Consider the following 15,574-nt stretch of genomic DNA (forward strand, 5'->3'; position numbering starts at 1 on the left):
CCGACTGTTTACGGCTATGAATTATTAGATGATTACGATTTAAGTGGCTATCAAGCTTGGTATCAACAGCAGTGTCAATTATACCAAAAAAGAAAAGCCCAACAAAACCAACCACCACAACCACAGCAAACCGCCACTCATGCAAACGAAGTGACTGCACCGAAATCATCGATTTTCACAGACTCCGAGCCAATAGCCGAAACCGCACTGAGCAACATAAATAAAACATTAACATTACAACATTTACTGTTTTTATCATCATGGCAACCCAACAAATATCCGCCTATTGTAGATAGTGCGTTTATTCAAGAGTTAAAAAACTATTTCAGCCAATAGCAGAGCACACTGTGCCCGATGGGGCTATCGCTTAGGTTTAGTGTTTAAATCGGGTGATAGAAAAAGGGCTACAAATAAGGTCAGCACCTTTCACGGGAAAAGTCAGTAAAAGTTACAAACGGCTTTTTACGTTATTTAAGGGCGAATGCGGCAACGCAGTAAGCTGGTAGTATTAAGATTAAGGTGCAAAAACGGGCAACATGAACAACTACGCTGATGCGGGCTTCGTCAACAACAACTACTGGACGAGTGACGCAACAGGTAGCAACCAGTTCAATGTCAACTCGAACAACGGCAACGTCAACAGCAACAGCGCTTCCAACAGTAATTACGCTGTTTGCACCGAGGCCTTATTACAGTGTGCTCTGCTATGAGTGAATTGGAGTTAATGGATATAAACGGTTTTCTGTTTTGTAGGACAATTATGCATAATAAATTAACTAACCCTACTCAATCAACTTTTGTTCAACCTAAAATATTTAATGATTTAGTGACATTATACCAATGCTATTGGCAAACGCATTGTCATTTACCTAAATCGTTTAAATTTACTACAGGCGAAGCGATTTTAACCGAGCTTACAGAGGCAATACGCTTTGCGGTATTGTCTAATATCGTTGACCGAGATAACATCGAAGAATGTCAATCAGCCGTCAAACAGTTACAACTTATTCGTGCTTCGTTAGATGTGATTAAAGGGTTGTTGTGTGTGGGTTGGAAGATGAAAATGATTTCGCACGGTGCTTTTGCTTCATTCAACCAATCCATCGACAACATCCAAAAACAGACTACTGGCTGGCAACGTTGGTTTATGGCGCAGGTGGATGATGAGGATTTGAGTCAAGTTAAATAAGTATTTTTAACTTACATCAAGAACAACATTTTGAATGCTTGAGGTTTTGGTGGAAAACAGCACTTTGAAAAAGTAGAAGTAAAAATTAAATAAAATCAATAGTCTACCGAAGCAATTTTTTGGGTTTTTTGCAGTGTTTTTTATAAAAAAGTGACTCATAAAAGCCACTCAAGGTTATGTTGTCTGCCTTACTCCGGCGTCAGACAAATTTGTCTGGAACAAATTTGAACACCTGAGCACAGCGAAGATGGCCTCGTAGAGGCGAGTATCAGGATGATACGAGTAATTGCACAACAAACGGTGCGTTAAGACCGAGCGACGGCGGAGGGGCGCCGAAGGCCACATTCTGCAGCCAAAGCGTGGGTTGTCAGGGAATTCGCTTTAATTCCCTGACTCGGACGTGGGCACTGTAGCCATTTTGTTCCCCCAAAGCCCAAACGTCCGAAACCACCACACCCAACCTATTTTATCCACCAACAAAAAAATCCCTCCGGTAGACTATTGATTTTATTGAAGTTTTTTCAAACAAAAAACTATACCTTATCCCCTTTCAGCAAGCGTCGCCTGCACAATCCTCAACGCATCAAACGTTTCTTTTACATCATGCACACGAATAATCTGCGCCCCTTTCATTGCCGCTATCACCGCACAAGAAACACTGCCTAACATTCGCTCTTGCGGTGGGACATTTAGTACTTGCCCGATCATGGATTTTCGTGACATGCCGACTAATAAAGGCAAGTTGAAATGGTGGAACCGTTCAAGCGTTGCTAATAGTCGGTAATTGTGCGCTAGTGTTTTACCAAATCCAAAACCGGGGTCAAGGATGATTTTTTGGCGGTCAATTCCGGCGTTTATGCAACGTTCGATCTGTTTTGCAAAAAAGTCATCGACTTCTTGATAGATATCTTGCTCGTAGTGTGGCGCATTTTGCATGGTTTGTGGATCGCCTTGCATGTGCATGACACAAACAGGTAAGCCTGTTTGTGCTGCAGCTTCAAGTGCTCCGGATTCTGTTAAGGCTCGAACATCATTAATTAGGTGCGCTCCTGCTTTAGCTGATTCAGTCATTACTTGTGGCTTTGAGGTATCAACCGAAATCCAAACATCAAAATAACGAGCAATTTTTTCAACTAATGGCACAACACGGTTTAGCTCTTCATCAACTGATACCTCGGCAGCACCGGGGCGTGTTGATTCGCCCCCTACATCAATAAACGTTGCGCCAGCTTGAATCATGCTGTCAACACGACGCATGGCGTCATCAAGGTTGTTATAATTTCCGCCATCAGAAAACGAATCAGGCGTCATGTTAACAATGCCCATGACTTGTGGAAAAGAAAGATCTATTGTCTGATTTTGAAAATGTATTTCCATGATTACAAGCCCTATTTTTTTAATTTAAAATGCAGTAGATTAAGGTTAAATTTTCAATATATTTATTATGTTATTACAGCAAATTTGTTCATTAGATATTTTTATCTTATCGATAAAAAACGCGCCGAGGCGCGTTATATTTTATTTAAGTATTTTAACTTTCTGATTTAGGTGGCGTATCACTTCCTTCATTTGGTATTTTGTTCGCTGCTTGTTCGTCACTTTCTGTCCAATCATCAGGAGTGGTAATAGGACGACGAGCAATTAAATCAGCAACTTGTTTTGCACCAATAGTTTCATATTTTATTAGAGCATCTTTCATTGCATGAAGTACATCAATATTCTCTGTTAATATTTTACGTGCGCGCTGGTAATTACGATCAATAATTGCTTTGACTTCTTCGTCAATAATTCGAGCTGTTTCGTCCGAAATATCTTTCGGTCGCCCATATGAATTATCATCGGTTTCGTAAAATAGTGGACCTAAACGATCAGAAAATCCCCATTGTGTTACCATCGCTCTTGCGTATTGTGTGGCAACTTTTATGTCATTCGATGCGCCAGTGGATATTTTGTTTGCGCCATAGATTAACTCTTCAGCTAGTCGCCCACCATAAAGAGTTGCAATATCACCTTCTAATTTTTCTCGACTTTCACTAACTCGATCACCCTCAGGGAGGAAGAAAGTCACACCGAGAGCTCGTCCTCGTGGAATAATGGTAACTTTATGGATTGGATCATGATCTGGCATTAAGTGACCAATAATTGCATGCCCTGCTTCATGATACGCTGTTGAAACAAGCTGCTCTTGAGTCATAGTTAATGAACGTCTTTCAGTTCCCATGTTGATTTTATCTTTAGCTTCTTCAAATTCTTCCATGGTCACTACTCGTTTGTTGCGGCGTGCAGCAAATAAGGCGGCTTCGTTGACTAAATTTGCTAATTCTGCACCCGAGTAGCCTGGCGTACCTCTTGCAAGAACAGATAAGTCAATATCTGTTCCTAATGGTACTTTGCGTACATGTACGGCAAGAATTTGCTCGCGACCTTTCATGTCTGGTAAGCCAATTTGAACTTGGCGATCAAAACGGCCTGGACGAAGTAACGCGGGATCTAAAATATCAACTCGATTCGTTGCAGCAATGATGATGATACCACTATTGGCCTCAAATCCATCCATTTCAACTAGCATTTGGTTTAGTGTTTGTTCACGTTCATCGTGCCCTCCCATTGAACCTGCACCACGCTTGCGACCTACAGCATCAATTTCATCGATGAAAATAATACAAGGAGAGTGTTTGCGAGCTTGTTCAAACAGATCACGTACACGCGATGCACCCACACCAACAAACATTTCAACAAAGTCTGAACCTGAAATGCTAAAGAAAGGTACATTCGCTTCACCGGCAATGGCTTTCGCCAGTAAGGTTTTACCTGTACCAGGAGGTCCGACCATTAAAATTCCTTTTGGAATACGTCCGCCTAATTTCTGATATTTACCTGGATCACGTAGAAAGTCGACTACTTCAGTCACTTCTTGTTTTGCTTCTTCGCTACCAGCAACATCGGTAAATTTAGTTTTGATTTGATCGGGAGTTAGCATGTGAGCTTTACTTTTGCCTATCGACATTGGTCCTCCCTTACCACCACCTTGCATTTGGCGCATCATAAAGAACCAAAAGCCGATAAGTAAAATGATTGGAAACCAAGAGACAAGAATGCTGAGTATTAAGCTTGGTTTTTCATCTGGACTACCATAGACCGGTACCTTATTAGCTAATAAATCATCCATTAATTTTTCGTCAAAATAAGGGATATAGGTAACATAATTACCATTATCTTTGGTTGTGGCAACAATTTCACGTCCATTAATATGCACTTCTTGGATTTTGCCAGTCGTGATATCGGAATTAAACTGGGTATAATTGACTTGAGGATTGCTATTAGATATTGAGCTGAATTGGTTAAATCCAACAATCAATGCTATAGCGATAATTCCCCAGATCAGCAAATTCTTTATCATGTCGTTCAAAAGAAAAACCTCTCATAAAAATTAACAGTTACGACTAAATTTAACAAAGTATGGTACTACAAAATTATACAACTGGCTACTTCATACCCATTGCAACAATATAAACTTCTCGAGACCGTGCTCGTGATGCTTCTGGCTTACGAATTTTGACCGTTTTAAACATTGAGCGGACTTGTTTTAGGTATTCTTCAAATCCTTCACCCTGAAACACTTTAACAATAAAATTACCATTAGGAGCAAGTACGTCCTTACACATATCTAACGCTAGTTCCACTAAATACATTGCTCTAGGTATGTCAACTGCAGGTTGTCCACTCATATTTGGTGCCATGTCTGACATGACAACTTGGACTTTTTCTTCGCCAACCCGTTCAAGTAACGCTTTTAAAACGGCTTCATCCCGAAAATCGCCTTGAAGGAAGTCTACACCAACAATGGGATCCATAGGAAGTAAGTCACAGGCAATAATACGTCCTTTATTTCCAATAAGCGATGCGACATATTGTGACCAACCGCCAGGAGCTGCGCCTAAATCAACCACCGTTATTCCAGGTTTAAATAATTTGTCACTTTTTTGAATTTCTTCAAGTTTAAACCACGCTCTAGAGCGGAGCCCTTTTTTTTGTGCTTGTTGTACAAAGCGATCATTAAAATGTTCATTGAGCCAACGCGTTGAACTTGCTGAGCGTTTTTTATTACTCACAACTAATAAATCCTTAATGTAAGAGGTCACTTCATTGATTACAAATATATATAAGGGTAGAATAGCAAAATTACAACTTAATGTGATAAAAATTTAATGAATTTATCGAATAAACAAAAACAGTATTTAAAAAGTGAAGCTCATCATTTAAAACCTATTGTGATGATTGGGGCTAATGGATTTACCGAAGGTGTACTTGCCGAGATTGACAACGCCTTAAATTTCCATGAGTTGATTAAAATTAAGGTTTCTGCTGAAGATCGTGAAACAAAAAAGCTTATTTGTGATGCAATTGTACGCGAAACAAAAGCGTTACCAGTACAACTGGTTGGCTCTAATTTCACTATTTTTAGACCAAGCGAAGATAAGAAAATTTCCCTACCTAAATAAATGCAACAGGGCTGTAGCCCTGTTTATCATCTACTTTGGTGAGTGATTTACTAAATAATTAGATATATTCAACCTTAACAATATCAAATTCTACATCACCCCCAGGGGTTTTAATTTGTACTGTGTCACCATCTTCTTTGCCAATTAACCCTCTGGCAATAGGTGAGTTGACTGAAATAAGATTTTGTCTGTAGTCAGCTTCATCGTCACCTACGATGCGATAGGTTGTTTCTTCTTCTGTTTCAATATTTATCACTGTTACTGTAGCACCAAAAATAATACGTCCTGTATTTTTCACTTTGGTAATATCAATAATTTGAGCTTGTGATAATTTACCTTCTATTTCTTGAATACGACCTTCACAAAAACCTTGCTGTTCTCTTGCTGCATGGTATTCAGCATTTTCTTTTAAATCACCGTGAGCTCTTGCCTCTGCTATTGCTGCTGTTATTTGTGGCCTTTTGACATTTTTTAGCTCTTCTAATTCGGCTCGTAATAGTTCAGCTCCCTTTACTGTCATTGGGATTTGTTTCATCTAGGTATCTCCCGTTTTACATATAGTAAATAAAAAAACTATCCCTTTTCTTAATCAAAAGAAAGGGACAGTGAATTGTTTTGTTAGTTATTTAAAACATTATGGTTAATGATTATATCTTAATTGTAAAACTAGTTTAACAGCAAATCATTTATACCGAAAATGTGATGCTATTTTGATTAAAATCGGTTATTGTAATGCAATTATTAACGATCCATTATAAAAATTAAATTTATTTATGCGACGATTACGATTTTACCTAATCATTTTTCTATCCATTATTTGGTTTTTGGTGTTGTTGTCTTATTTTGTCGTGCAAACTTCGTTTGGAGCTAAAATAATTAGTCAACAATTATCCAAATTAAGTTCATATACAATCTCAATCGGCAGTGTTCATCACTCTTTTTCAAATTTTTATGAATTGGTTTTTGATGATGTTGTTGTCAATGATAATAATCAAGAGATTGTTAATGTCCCTAAATTAGTTGTAGGGTTTGATAAAAGTGATTTATGGCAATTGAATCATTTTAAATATATTACTGTTATTAATGGGACTATTAATAATACTCAATCTAGTCAATATGCTTTTTCAGCGAATACATTAAAATTTGTTAATTCAACCGTTAATATTTTGGCTAAGAATGGAAAGGACAAACTTTCTTTCACAAAAATTAATGGGGGAGTTCAACCTTTTTCTTCATCAGGGGCAGATAAATACCAATTTGATTTTACCTCTCAAGAAACTTTGGTAAATCAAATACCAATAAAATCCTTGCTTGTTCACGGATTCCATCGAGATGGTATTACTACGATTACTAATTTAGGTGGAGATATTAATGACGGGTTTTTTGTCAGTAAATTAAAAATACAGGCCGACAATATTTTAGATATCGAACAATTAAAGTTGCATAATATACATTTTCAATCAACTGATGATGATTTTTTTGATAGATATTCTCATGTCCTTCCAAAGTTAATAATCAAACAATTATCGATACAGGAAAGTAGTATTCAGTTGCCTAGTTTTTTAATGGAAAAAGGCAATATTGAAGCGACGAATCTTCGTTATGATGGGCAATGGTATTTTGAACAGGGGGCATTTATTTTTACTGCTGAGGAACTTGTTTTGCATGATGAGTTATTTTCGTCGGTATTAGCACAATTATCATTTCAAAACCAAGAAGCGACAATTCAAAAAGTATTAGCAAAATGGAATAAAGGTAGTATAAATTTTTCTGGTAAGTGGAAAGATAATACCTTGCATCTAGATCAATTAATGTTAGCGGATATTGTCTATGAGATTCCTGAAAATTTGGGACAAACTCTGTTACCTAATATTTTTAGAAATATTAAGCTTGATAAGCTGAATATTTTTCAAAGTTTGATAATTAGAAAGCAGAGCGATTTTCCTTTTAGTTTATATAATTTTCAAGCTTCAGGTAAAGATATCACTTTAGCAAAAGCGCAAAAATTAGGACTATTTTCAGGAACTGTTTTTTTGAAATCTGAAAAAGCCTCGTTAAATCGAATAGATATTCGTTATCCAGATCTTGTTCTCAAATTTGATTCTGATAACCATCCTTCATTAACTTTTAGTTCTTTAACTAATGGAGGAATAATTGAGTCGAGAGCAAAAGTTGATTTATCGCAAAATGAACCGCTATCTTTGCAATTTGATGCTTATGGTGTAACAAGTTCGCTACTAGAAAATTGGAAATTGATAAAACAACCGCCAAATGCTATGAATTACTCAGCTAATTTACATGGTAAATTACAACCATTTAATTTCTCAGGTAAATTTTCGGCAAATGGGAATGAGTATATCATTAATCTTGCGCATTGATTTTTACAAAAGCATCCTTATATAACATCGTTAAGATGTTTAAGTTATTATGTTCATTTGAGCTTAAAAACTCAATAATAAGTAATACGAGGTAGTAAATAGTGCTTGTAAGATTAGATAAATGGCTTTGGGCGGCAAGATTTTATAAGTCTCGATCGTTAGCACGAGAAATGGTTGATGGTGGCAAAGTGCATTATAATGGCCAACGTACCAAACCAAGTAAGCTTGTTGAAGTCGGTGCAATCTTAACGCTTCGCCAAGGTTCTGATCAAAAAACAGTTCGGGTTTTAGCCATTAGTGAACAACGAAAAACTGCCATTGAAGCCCAGCAACTTTATCAAGAAACTCCTGACAGTATTGCAAAACGAGAAAAAATAGCGCAAGCGCGTAAACTTAATGCATTGACAATGCCGCATCCAGATAGACGGCCTGATAAAAAGGAACGGCGTAATTTGATTAAATTTAAATATGATAGGCAAAAAGATGGCAATGATTAATATGGATACTTTGAACCGTTTTTTATTTGATAATCACCCTATTCGTGGTGAAATTACCCGACTGGAACAGACATATCAAGCGATTTTAGATAATCATACTTATCCAATAGCAGTGCAAAAATTGCTTGGTGAATTATTGGTTGTAACTAGTTTATTAACTGCAACACTAAAATTTGAAGGCGATATTGCTGTTCAGTTACAAGGCGATGGAGCATTATCTTTAGCAGTTGTTAATGGTAATGATCAACAGCAGCTACGCGGTGTTGCTCGGATTAGCGGTGAAATCGCTGATAATGCAACACTTAAAGAGATGGTGGGTAATGGCTATGTCGTTATTACTATTACACCTAAAAATGGCGAGCGTTATCAAGGTATTGTCGGGTTAGAAAAAGATACACTTATTGGTTGCATCGAAAACTATTTTATGCAATCAGAGCAGCTTCCTACTCGTTTATTTGTGAAAACAGGTGTACATAATAATAAGCCAATAGCAGCAGGTATTTTATTGCAAGTTTTACCTGCTAATGAAAATACAATTGAATCATTTGAACATCTTAACGCTTTAACTGAGACAATCACTAGTGATGAGTTATTTCAACTTTCCACTGATGAGATTTTATATCGTTTATATAATCAAGAAGAAGTGCGTCTTTTTGAAACGCATGATATTACTTTTAAGTGTAGATGTTCACGTCAACGTTGTGAAGATAGCTTAATGACTTTACCAGCTAATGAAATTGATGAAATCCTAAAGGAAAATGAGGGTAAGATTGATATTCATTGTGATTATTGTGGAAAGCATTATCTGTTTGATGCAATTGATATTGCTGAAATTAGAAGTACAAGTAACCTACATTATCATTGATCTTAATAGAAAAATACCACTAAGGTTATTAACACCTTAGTGGTAAAGTGAAATATAGGGAATTAAACCCGTATTCAATTTAACAGAATAGAAAAAAGATACCAATCTATTTTATCGGTTTTATATAAAAATTTTGTAAAGTAAATTTACAAAACTATTTTACATTGAAATTAATAAAAAATTTTTTAGCCTTAACTTTTTGAAATTCATAAAAATTATTTTCATTTACTTCCTACATAAATATCTTCAACAATGGCGTGTTGATTTACGATTCTCCATTTAATATTAAAATGGTAAAGTGTAAATCCGTATGCTTGTTCATTAATGTTTTTTTGTTTATAGGCTGGTCTTGGATCTTGGGATATTACTTGTGTAATTAATTCGGCGAGTTGAGGATAACTTTGTTTTTGTAAATCCAAAGATAATCGTGCTTTTTGTGAGAACTCTACTGTTATTTTTTTTTCAGGAGTAGATTGTGCGTATCCTGCAAGTGCTTCTGAGTGGCTATCGGAATAAGGAAGATAAGGCTTGATATCAATAATTGGTGTGCCATCGACTAAGTCAAGACTTCCTAATTTTAAGACTACTTGCTTATTTTCTATGATGATATCTTTTAACTCTACTGCTGAAAGCCCAATATGATTAGGTCTAAACGGCGATCGTGTAGCAAACACCCCTATTGTTTTATTACCACCTAAACGAGGAGGGCGAACGGTTAATCTCCATTTTTCAGGGGCAACATGGTGAAATAGGAATAATAGCCATAAATGTGAAAATTGTTCTAATCCTTTTACACTGATAGGGTCATTATAAGGTGCTAATAAATAAAGTTCCCCTTGTCCTGCACTAACTAGATTGGGTTGTCTTGGAACGGCAAATTTTTCACTATACGGTGAGCGGATAATACCGATTGGTTCAATTTGATATGTCATTATTGGTCGATAATTTTATTTATGAGTAGCAATTTTGTTAAGTAATTTAATTATTATCTCTATTTCCGCCGATCGATACAAAGATCGGCGGATTTAATATTAGTCTAATATCTATTTATAAATTATTACCAACCGCGAATAGCTCCACCATTAAAAATTTGGTCAGCTTTTTGTGCAACAGCTTCGGTTTGGTATGCTTTTACAAAATTTTTCACATTTTCATTATCTTTATCCGCTTCACGCGAAACAATAATGTTGACATATGGTGATTCTTTATCCTCAACAAAAATACCATCTTTACTTGGTGTTAAGTCTGCTTGTCCTGCAAATGCGTTATTGATGATTGCAAGATCAACTTGGGCATCATCCAATGAACGAGGTAACATTGGGGCTTCGAGTTCTAAAATATTGTAGTTATAAGGGTTACTTGTAATATCAAGTACAGTCGGTAGTAAACCTTTAGACTTATCAACCGTAATCATCCCTTCATGTTGTAATAATAGTAGTGCTCGTCCTAAGTTTGTAGGATCGCTAGGAATAGCAATCGTTGAGTTAGCAGGAATGAAATATGCTTCACCGCGTGGTGAAGTGACTTTTACCCCTTCGCCTATTTGTATTGATTCATCAATTGGTTTTAGTTTATGAGAATAGCTTGCAATAGGATAAACAAATGAATTACCTACTACAGCTAATTTATAGCCACGTTCTTTTATTTGTTCATCTAAAAAAGGCTTATGCTGGAAAGCATTAACATCAATTAAACCATCGTTTAATGCTTGGTTTGGAATAACATAATCGCTGAAAATTATGAGCTCAACATCCAGATTATAAAGTTCTTTAGCTTGTTGTTTAGCAACTTCGGCTACTTCTTCTTCAGGACCAGAGATTACTCCAACTTTGAGTGTACTAAGTGTAGGTTCAGCTAAATTTTTATTTGTTACTCCTGACTGTTTATTATTATCACAACCAGTTAAAAAAAACGCACTCACCAATGTGGTGATTAATGCTAGTTTTTTAATCGACATAATTTTCTCCAAATTTATTGATGAGATACACGTTTAACAATTTTATTGCCAATAAATTGAATAATAAAGACAATAATAACTAATATAATTAAAATGATATTCATCATATCATAATTATGACCTTCATACCCATATCGTTTTGCAAGATCGCCTAGTCCTCCAGCACCAACAACTCCAGCCATCGCAATATAACCAGTTAGTGTGATTAACGAGATCGTCATACTATTGACGATTACAGGCAAGGATTCAGGTAATAAAACTTTGTATATAATCTGCATAGGTGTTGCTCCCATAGAACGAGCTGCCTCAATTAATCCCTTTGGAAGATCGAGTAATGCATTTTCAATCATTTGGGCAATTAAAGGAGCAACACCTATGCTTAGGGGGACAATAGCTCCTTCTCTACCTAAATAAGTTCCTTTACCTGTAATAAATTCCATTATATTCATTGTAAACGGCTGAATCCAAACAATTAATATAATAAAAGGGATTGAACGAAATACATTTGTTACAAAAGAAAGGATATTATGTATAGTACTATTTCCAAGTATATTACCTTTTCGAGTTATATATAACATTACACCTAATGGTAAACCCATCAATATTCCATAAAAACCGGACAAGAAAATCATATAAATAGTATCATCAGTGGCTTCAGCTATTTTGAATAACACTGGTCCAGTAATCCCTTTAAATGATGAACAAAAAGCAACAAAATCGTTCCAAAAATTATATTGAGCTAAGTATCGAAATAATGCTTCGAAAGGTTTAAATGAAGGAATAAAATCAAACATAGCCGAGCACCTCTACTTTAGTATTATTTTTTTCTAAGAATTGAATTGCTGATGCCATACTTTTTTGTTTCCCTTTCATTTCCGCTAACATTAAGCCAAATTTGACACCTCCGGCATAATCCATTTGTGCACTGATAATGTTACTATCAATTTCGAATTCTTTAGCGATTTGTGATAATAATGGTAAATCAACGGAGACTCCTGTAAATTCTAAACGTAATAACGGATTGAGTCCTTCTTTGTGTTCAGATGATAGCCTTATTAAATAATCATCTGGAATATTAAGATGTAAGGTTGATTGAATAAATTGTCGAGCAATATCTGTTTTAGCATGAGAAAACATTTCGCCAACTGATGACTGTTCAACTAGTTTGCCGTCACTTATAACAGCTACTTGGTCACAAATCTGTTTTACTACATCCATTTCGTGAGTGATTAATAAAATAGTAAGTCCTAATTTTTGATTAATATCTTTCAATAATTTCAAAATAGAACGGGTTGTTTCGGGATCAAGTGCGCTAGTTGCTTCGTCGCATAAGAGCACTTTGGGATCGCTAGCTAAAGCTCTTGCAATAGCAACACGTTGTTTTTGTCCACCAGATAAATTAGTTGGATAAACATTCGCTTTTTCTGTCAATCCAACTAATTCCATAAGCTCATTTACTTTTTGCTTAATTGCTATTTTAGGCGTTTTATTTAGTTCAAGAGGGAAAGCGATATTATCAAATACAGTACGTGAAGAAAGTAGATTGAAATGTTGAAAAATCATACTAATTTTTCGGCGTATTTCAATTAATTTTCTATTAGATAGATTAGTGATCTCTTGATTATCAAAGAATATCTTCCCACTAGTCGGCTTTTCTAGTAGGTTAATGCAGCGAATAAGTGTGCTTTTCCCTGCCCCTGATTTGCCAATAACACCGTAAATTTTCCCTTGGGGAACTTGGATATTAATGTCTTTTAAAGCATAAATAGGGGTTTTATTATGCTCAAATGTTTTCGAAATATGTTGTAGTTGTATCATAATATATAAAAACAAAAGATGAATAAATGAATATTAAGACGTCTAGACATCTAAGTCAATCAATAATATGCTATATGAATTAGAGTAATATCTAAAATTAAAAGGAAAAAAGTAAATATGAAGCCAGCAATTTTTTTAGATCGAGATGGTACTATTAATATAGATTATAATTATGTACATACAATCGATAAATTCCATTTTATTGATGGTGTTATTGAAGCAATGCAAGAACTCAAAAAAATGGGTTTTATGTTAGTTATAACAACCAATCAATCAGGTATTGCTAGAAATATATTTACAGAAGAACAATTTCATACTTTGACTGAATGGATGGATTGGTCTTTGCAAGATCGTGGTGTTGATTTAGATGGTGTCTATTATTGCCCTCATGACCCGTTAGTGGATACTTGTGAATGTCGCAAACCAAGTCCAGGTATGATTCAAACAGCAGCTAAAGAACTAAAAATTGATATTGCTAATTCCTATATGGTTGGAGATAGAGTGTCTGACCTATTATCGGGTAAAAAAGCTGGCGTTAAAAAAACTGTGTTAGTAAAAACGGGTGATACCATAACAGAAGAGGCATTAGAACAAGCTGATTTGATTATTGATAGTTTGGCTGATTTACCCAATAAAATAAAAGAAGAATCATAACTTTCTAAAACAATACTATCCTAATACGGCGTTTAAAATAAACGCCGTATAATTCTCATGATAGGTGGTGCTAATATTAATCCCAAAAATAGTGTATTAATAAAGTTCACTACATTTGGGCCAAAAGTATGAATGGTCTTGGTGAAAAAAAGAGAAAAACAACTTATAACGATCATCATCACTAATCCCCAATATAGAAAACTAATCGTATTTTTCTTATCAATCATGATTGGTAATCTAAGAATAAAGATGCATATTAAACTCATTCCTACCAAAGTGCTTCCATGTTGTAGTAATTGGTAGATAGGAATATCTGTATTTTTTAGTGAAATTGGTTGTTGTAAAAAGGAAGGTGTTTTACAAAAAAGCCAGTTAAGTGAGTAAAACAGTCCCAACCAATATGTGACAATATGCCTATTAGTGCAGATGTTAAGACAATAAACCAATGATGCAAGCAATATTTCTTCCAATTCAGAGTTAGATAATGAGCAAATCGTTTATAAAGGAAATGAGGCAAATTCTTGATTAATTCATTACGAATAATGGAGTGAAAGATAAAAGCAACAATTAATGTTATTGGCAGATCAAAATAAAAAATACCAAGTAAAGTATGGCTCATATCACTTTTTATTTTCATTCTAAGAAAATATTCAAAGTCAGGGGACAGCTACCTATAATTAAGGTTGTCATGGAAAAAATTTAGGTCTTTTATGAAAAGGCAAAACAATTGCAGGATGTGCGAAAGTAAAAGGCATATGAAAAATCCATCTTAAAATAAAAAGTTAGACTGAAACAAACATGACATAATTGACATAATAAATAATAAATAATAAAAAAGAAAATTTGTATAGAATTAGTTTGTTTTCAATACAGCATGTGCAAAAAAAGCACAAACAGAAATAAAATTGCAATAATCGCTTGCATGATTTTTTTAAGGTCCTATAATGCGCACCCACTGACACGCAGTCAGCATAAAGCAGACGGTGAATAAGGTCGGTAGGCAAGGTCAAAAATTTTCAAAAAAGATCTTGACGAATAAAAAGGTGTAGCGTAGTATACGCAACCCTTGAGACAGCGAACTAAGTCAACGAAAAGTTGATGGGGAATAGAAGCTGTCAGCTCTTTAAAAAGAAGAAACAGACAATCTGTGTGGGCACTTGCGAGACGAAAGATTAAAGTCTACGGACTAAAAAATTAAGTCTTGATAAGTGACACTGAAGATTCATTTGAATATGTCAGAGACAGTTATTGAGCATCAAACTTTAAATTGAAGAGTTTGATCATGGCTCAGATTGAACGCTGGCGGCAGGCTTAACACATGCAAGTCGAACGGTAACATGAGTGCTTGCACTTGATGACGAGTGGCGGACGGGTGAGTAAGGTATGGGGATCTGCCGAATGGAGGGGGACAACAGTTGGAAACGACTGCTAATACCGCATAAAGTTGAGAGACCAAAGCATGGGACCTACGGGCCATGCGCCATTTGATGAACCCATATGGGATTAGCTAGTTGGTGGGGTAATGGCTCACCAAGGCGACGATCTCTAGCTGGTCTGAGAGGATGACCAGCCACACTGGAACTGAGACACGGTCCAGACTCCTACGGGAGGCAGCAGTGGGGAATATTGCACAATGGGGGAAACCCTGATGCAGCCATGCCGCGTGTATGAAGAAGGCCTTCGGGTTGTAAAGTACTTTCGGTGATGAGGAAGG

Annotated in this window: 15 protein-coding genes, 1 rRNA gene and 1 pseudogene; 8 read left to right on the forward strand and 9 right to left on the reverse strand. The window is 35.8% G+C overall.

What is annotated here, in order from left to right:
* Both A9G31_RS11710 and A9G31_RS01425 read left to right on the forward strand, forming a co-directional pair.
* The coding region (locus tag A9G31_RS11710; protein ID WP_176700331.1) for a hypothetical protein at positions 1-336 on the forward strand (336 nt) is incomplete at its 5' end.
* A 424-nt stretch (positions 337-760) separates the two neighbouring features.
* Entirely contained in the window at positions 761-1,189 is a 429-nt protein-coding gene (locus A9G31_RS01425; RefSeq protein ID WP_065560113.1) for a four helix bundle protein, read from the forward strand.
* Between the two features lie 540 nt (positions 1,190-1,729).
* Here the strand turns inward: A9G31_RS01425 and folP are convergent.
* The 3 genes from folP to rlmE form a co-directional block, all read right to left on the reverse strand.
* On the reverse strand, positions 1,730-2,566 hold the full coding sequence (folP, locus tag A9G31_RS01430; RefSeq protein WP_065560114.1) for a dihydropteroate synthase: 837 nt from the start codon (positions 2,564-2,566) through the stop codon (positions 1,730-1,732).
* Between the two features lie 154 nt (positions 2,567-2,720).
* Positions 2,721-4,598 carry an ATP-dependent zinc metalloprotease FtsH gene (gene ftsH, locus A9G31_RS01435; RefSeq protein WP_081299294.1) on the reverse strand — a complete coding sequence of 626 codons (1,878 nt, stop codon included), beginning with the start codon at positions 4,596-4,598 and terminating at the stop codon, positions 2,721-2,723.
* 76 nt (positions 4,599-4,674) lie between these two features.
* The gene (rlmE, locus tag A9G31_RS01440) at positions 4,675-5,301 is read right to left on the reverse strand and encodes a 23S rRNA (uridine(2552)-2'-O)-methyltransferase RlmE (protein WP_065560115.1); all 627 of its coding nucleotides are present in this window, start codon (positions 5,299-5,301) and stop codon (positions 4,675-4,677) included.
* A 96-nt stretch (positions 5,302-5,397) separates the two neighbouring features.
* On the opposite strand from rlmE, the gene yhbY reads away from it, so the two are divergent.
* Complete coding sequence (gene yhbY / locus A9G31_RS01445; RefSeq protein WP_065560116.1) at positions 5,398-5,691, forward strand: ribosome assembly RNA-binding protein YhbY; 294 nt, start codon at positions 5,398-5,400, stop codon at positions 5,689-5,691.
* Between the two features lie 58 nt (positions 5,692-5,749).
* Here yhbY and greA read toward each other — a convergent pair whose 3' ends face one another.
* Positions 5,750-6,226, reverse strand: a complete 477-nt coding sequence (gene greA, locus A9G31_RS01450; protein ID WP_065560117.1) for a transcription elongation factor GreA — start codon at positions 6,224-6,226, stop codon at positions 5,750-5,752.
* A gap of 298 nt (positions 6,227-6,524) precedes the next feature.
* On the opposite strand from greA, the gene A9G31_RS01455 reads away from it, so the two are divergent.
* The 3 genes from A9G31_RS01455 (at position 6,525) to hslO (ending at position 9,431) form a co-directional block, all read left to right on the forward strand.
* A complete protein-coding gene (locus A9G31_RS01455; protein WP_065560118.1) occupies positions 6,525-8,069 on the forward strand; it encodes a hypothetical protein in 1,545 nt (514 codons plus the stop codon).
* A 101-nt stretch (positions 8,070-8,170) separates the two neighbouring features.
* Positions 8,171-8,566 carry a ribosome-associated heat shock protein Hsp15 gene (hslR, locus tag A9G31_RS01460; protein WP_218055903.1) on the forward strand — a complete coding sequence of 132 codons (396 nt, stop codon included), beginning with the start codon at positions 8,171-8,173 and terminating at the stop codon, positions 8,564-8,566.
* Positions 8,559-9,431, forward strand: a complete 873-nt coding sequence (hslO, locus tag A9G31_RS01465; RefSeq protein ID WP_065560124.1) for an Hsp33 family molecular chaperone HslO — start codon at positions 8,559-8,561, stop codon at positions 9,429-9,431. The genes hslR and hslO overlap by 8 nt, the downstream gene beginning before the upstream one ends.
* Before the next feature lie 221 nt (positions 9,432-9,652).
* Here the strand turns inward: hslO and tsaA are convergent, their stop codons facing one another.
* The 4 genes from tsaA to metN form a co-directional block, all read right to left on the reverse strand.
* Positions 9,653-10,366, reverse strand: coding sequence for a tRNA (N6-threonylcarbamoyladenosine(37)-N6)-methyltransferase TrmO (gene tsaA / locus A9G31_RS01470; RefSeq protein WP_065560120.1), 714 nt, complete (start codon positions 10,364-10,366; stop codon positions 9,653-9,655).
* A gap of 122 nt (positions 10,367-10,488) precedes the next feature.
* Positions 10,489-11,388 carry a methionine ABC transporter substrate-binding lipoprotein MetQ gene (gene metQ, locus A9G31_RS01475; RefSeq protein WP_065560121.1) on the reverse strand — a complete coding sequence of 300 codons (900 nt, stop codon included), beginning with the start codon at positions 11,386-11,388 and terminating at the stop codon, positions 10,489-10,491.
* 14 nt (positions 11,389-11,402) lie between these two features.
* Positions 11,403-12,074, reverse strand: a complete 672-nt coding sequence (locus A9G31_RS01480; RefSeq protein WP_065560125.1) for a methionine ABC transporter permease — start codon at positions 12,072-12,074, stop codon at positions 11,403-11,405.
* 100 nt (positions 12,075-12,174) lie between these two features.
* The gene (metN, locus tag A9G31_RS01485) at positions 12,175-13,206 is read right to left on the reverse strand and encodes a methionine ABC transporter ATP-binding protein MetN (protein WP_065560122.1); all 1,032 of its coding nucleotides are present in this window, start codon (positions 13,204-13,206) and stop codon (positions 12,175-12,177) included.
* A 117-nt stretch (positions 13,207-13,323) separates the two neighbouring features.
* On the opposite strand from metN, the gene gmhB reads away from it, so the two are divergent.
* Positions 13,324-13,860, forward strand: coding sequence for a D-glycero-beta-D-manno-heptose 1,7-bisphosphate 7-phosphatase (gene gmhB / locus A9G31_RS01490; RefSeq protein ID WP_065560123.1), 537 nt, complete (start codon positions 13,324-13,326; stop codon positions 13,858-13,860).
* Between the two features lie 32 nt (positions 13,861-13,892).
* Here gmhB and A9G31_RS12160 read toward each other — a convergent pair.
* Positions 13,893-14,497 (reverse strand): annotated as a pseudogene (locus A9G31_RS12160) (DUF4184 family protein).
* A gap of 627 nt (positions 14,498-15,124) precedes the next feature.
* On the opposite strand from A9G31_RS12160, the gene A9G31_RS01495 reads away from it, so the two are divergent.
* Positions 15,125-15,574 (forward strand): 16S ribosomal RNA (locus tag A9G31_RS01495); the annotation flags it as partial.

The organism is Gilliamella sp. Gris1-4 (genome assembly GCF_001690335.1).
In the GTDB taxonomy this organism is placed as follows: Bacteria; Pseudomonadota; Gammaproteobacteria; order Enterobacterales; family Orbaceae; genus Gilliamella; species Gilliamella apicola_P.

Bases quoted from the DNA above. Each gene is read 5' to 3' on its own strand.
- A9G31_RS01425 (WP_065560113.1), top strand. From the start codon at position 761: ATGCATAATAAATTAACTAACCCTACTCAATCAACTTTTGTTCAACCT.
- folP (WP_065560114.1), bottom strand. From the start codon at position 2,566: ATGGAAATACATTTTCAAAATCAGACAATAGATCTTTCTTTTCCACAA.
- yhbY (WP_065560116.1), top strand. From the start codon at position 5,398: ATGAATTTATCGAATAAACAAAAACAGTATTTAAAAAGTGAAGCTCAT.
- greA (WP_065560117.1), bottom strand. From the start codon at position 6,226: ATGAAACAAATCCCAATGACAGTAAAGGGAGCTGAACTATTACGAGCC.
- hslO (WP_065560124.1), top strand. From the start codon at position 8,559: ATGATTAATATGGATACTTTGAACCGTTTTTTATTTGATAATCACCCT.
- metQ (WP_065560121.1), bottom strand. From the start codon at position 11,388: ATGTCGATTAAAAAACTAGCATTAATCACCACATTGGTGAGTGCGTTT.
- metN (WP_065560122.1), bottom strand. From the start codon at position 13,206: ATGATACAACTACAACATATTTCGAAAACATTTGAGCATAATAAAACC.
- gmhB (WP_065560123.1), top strand. From the start codon at position 13,324: ATGAAGCCAGCAATTTTTTTAGATCGAGATGGTACTATTAATATAGAT.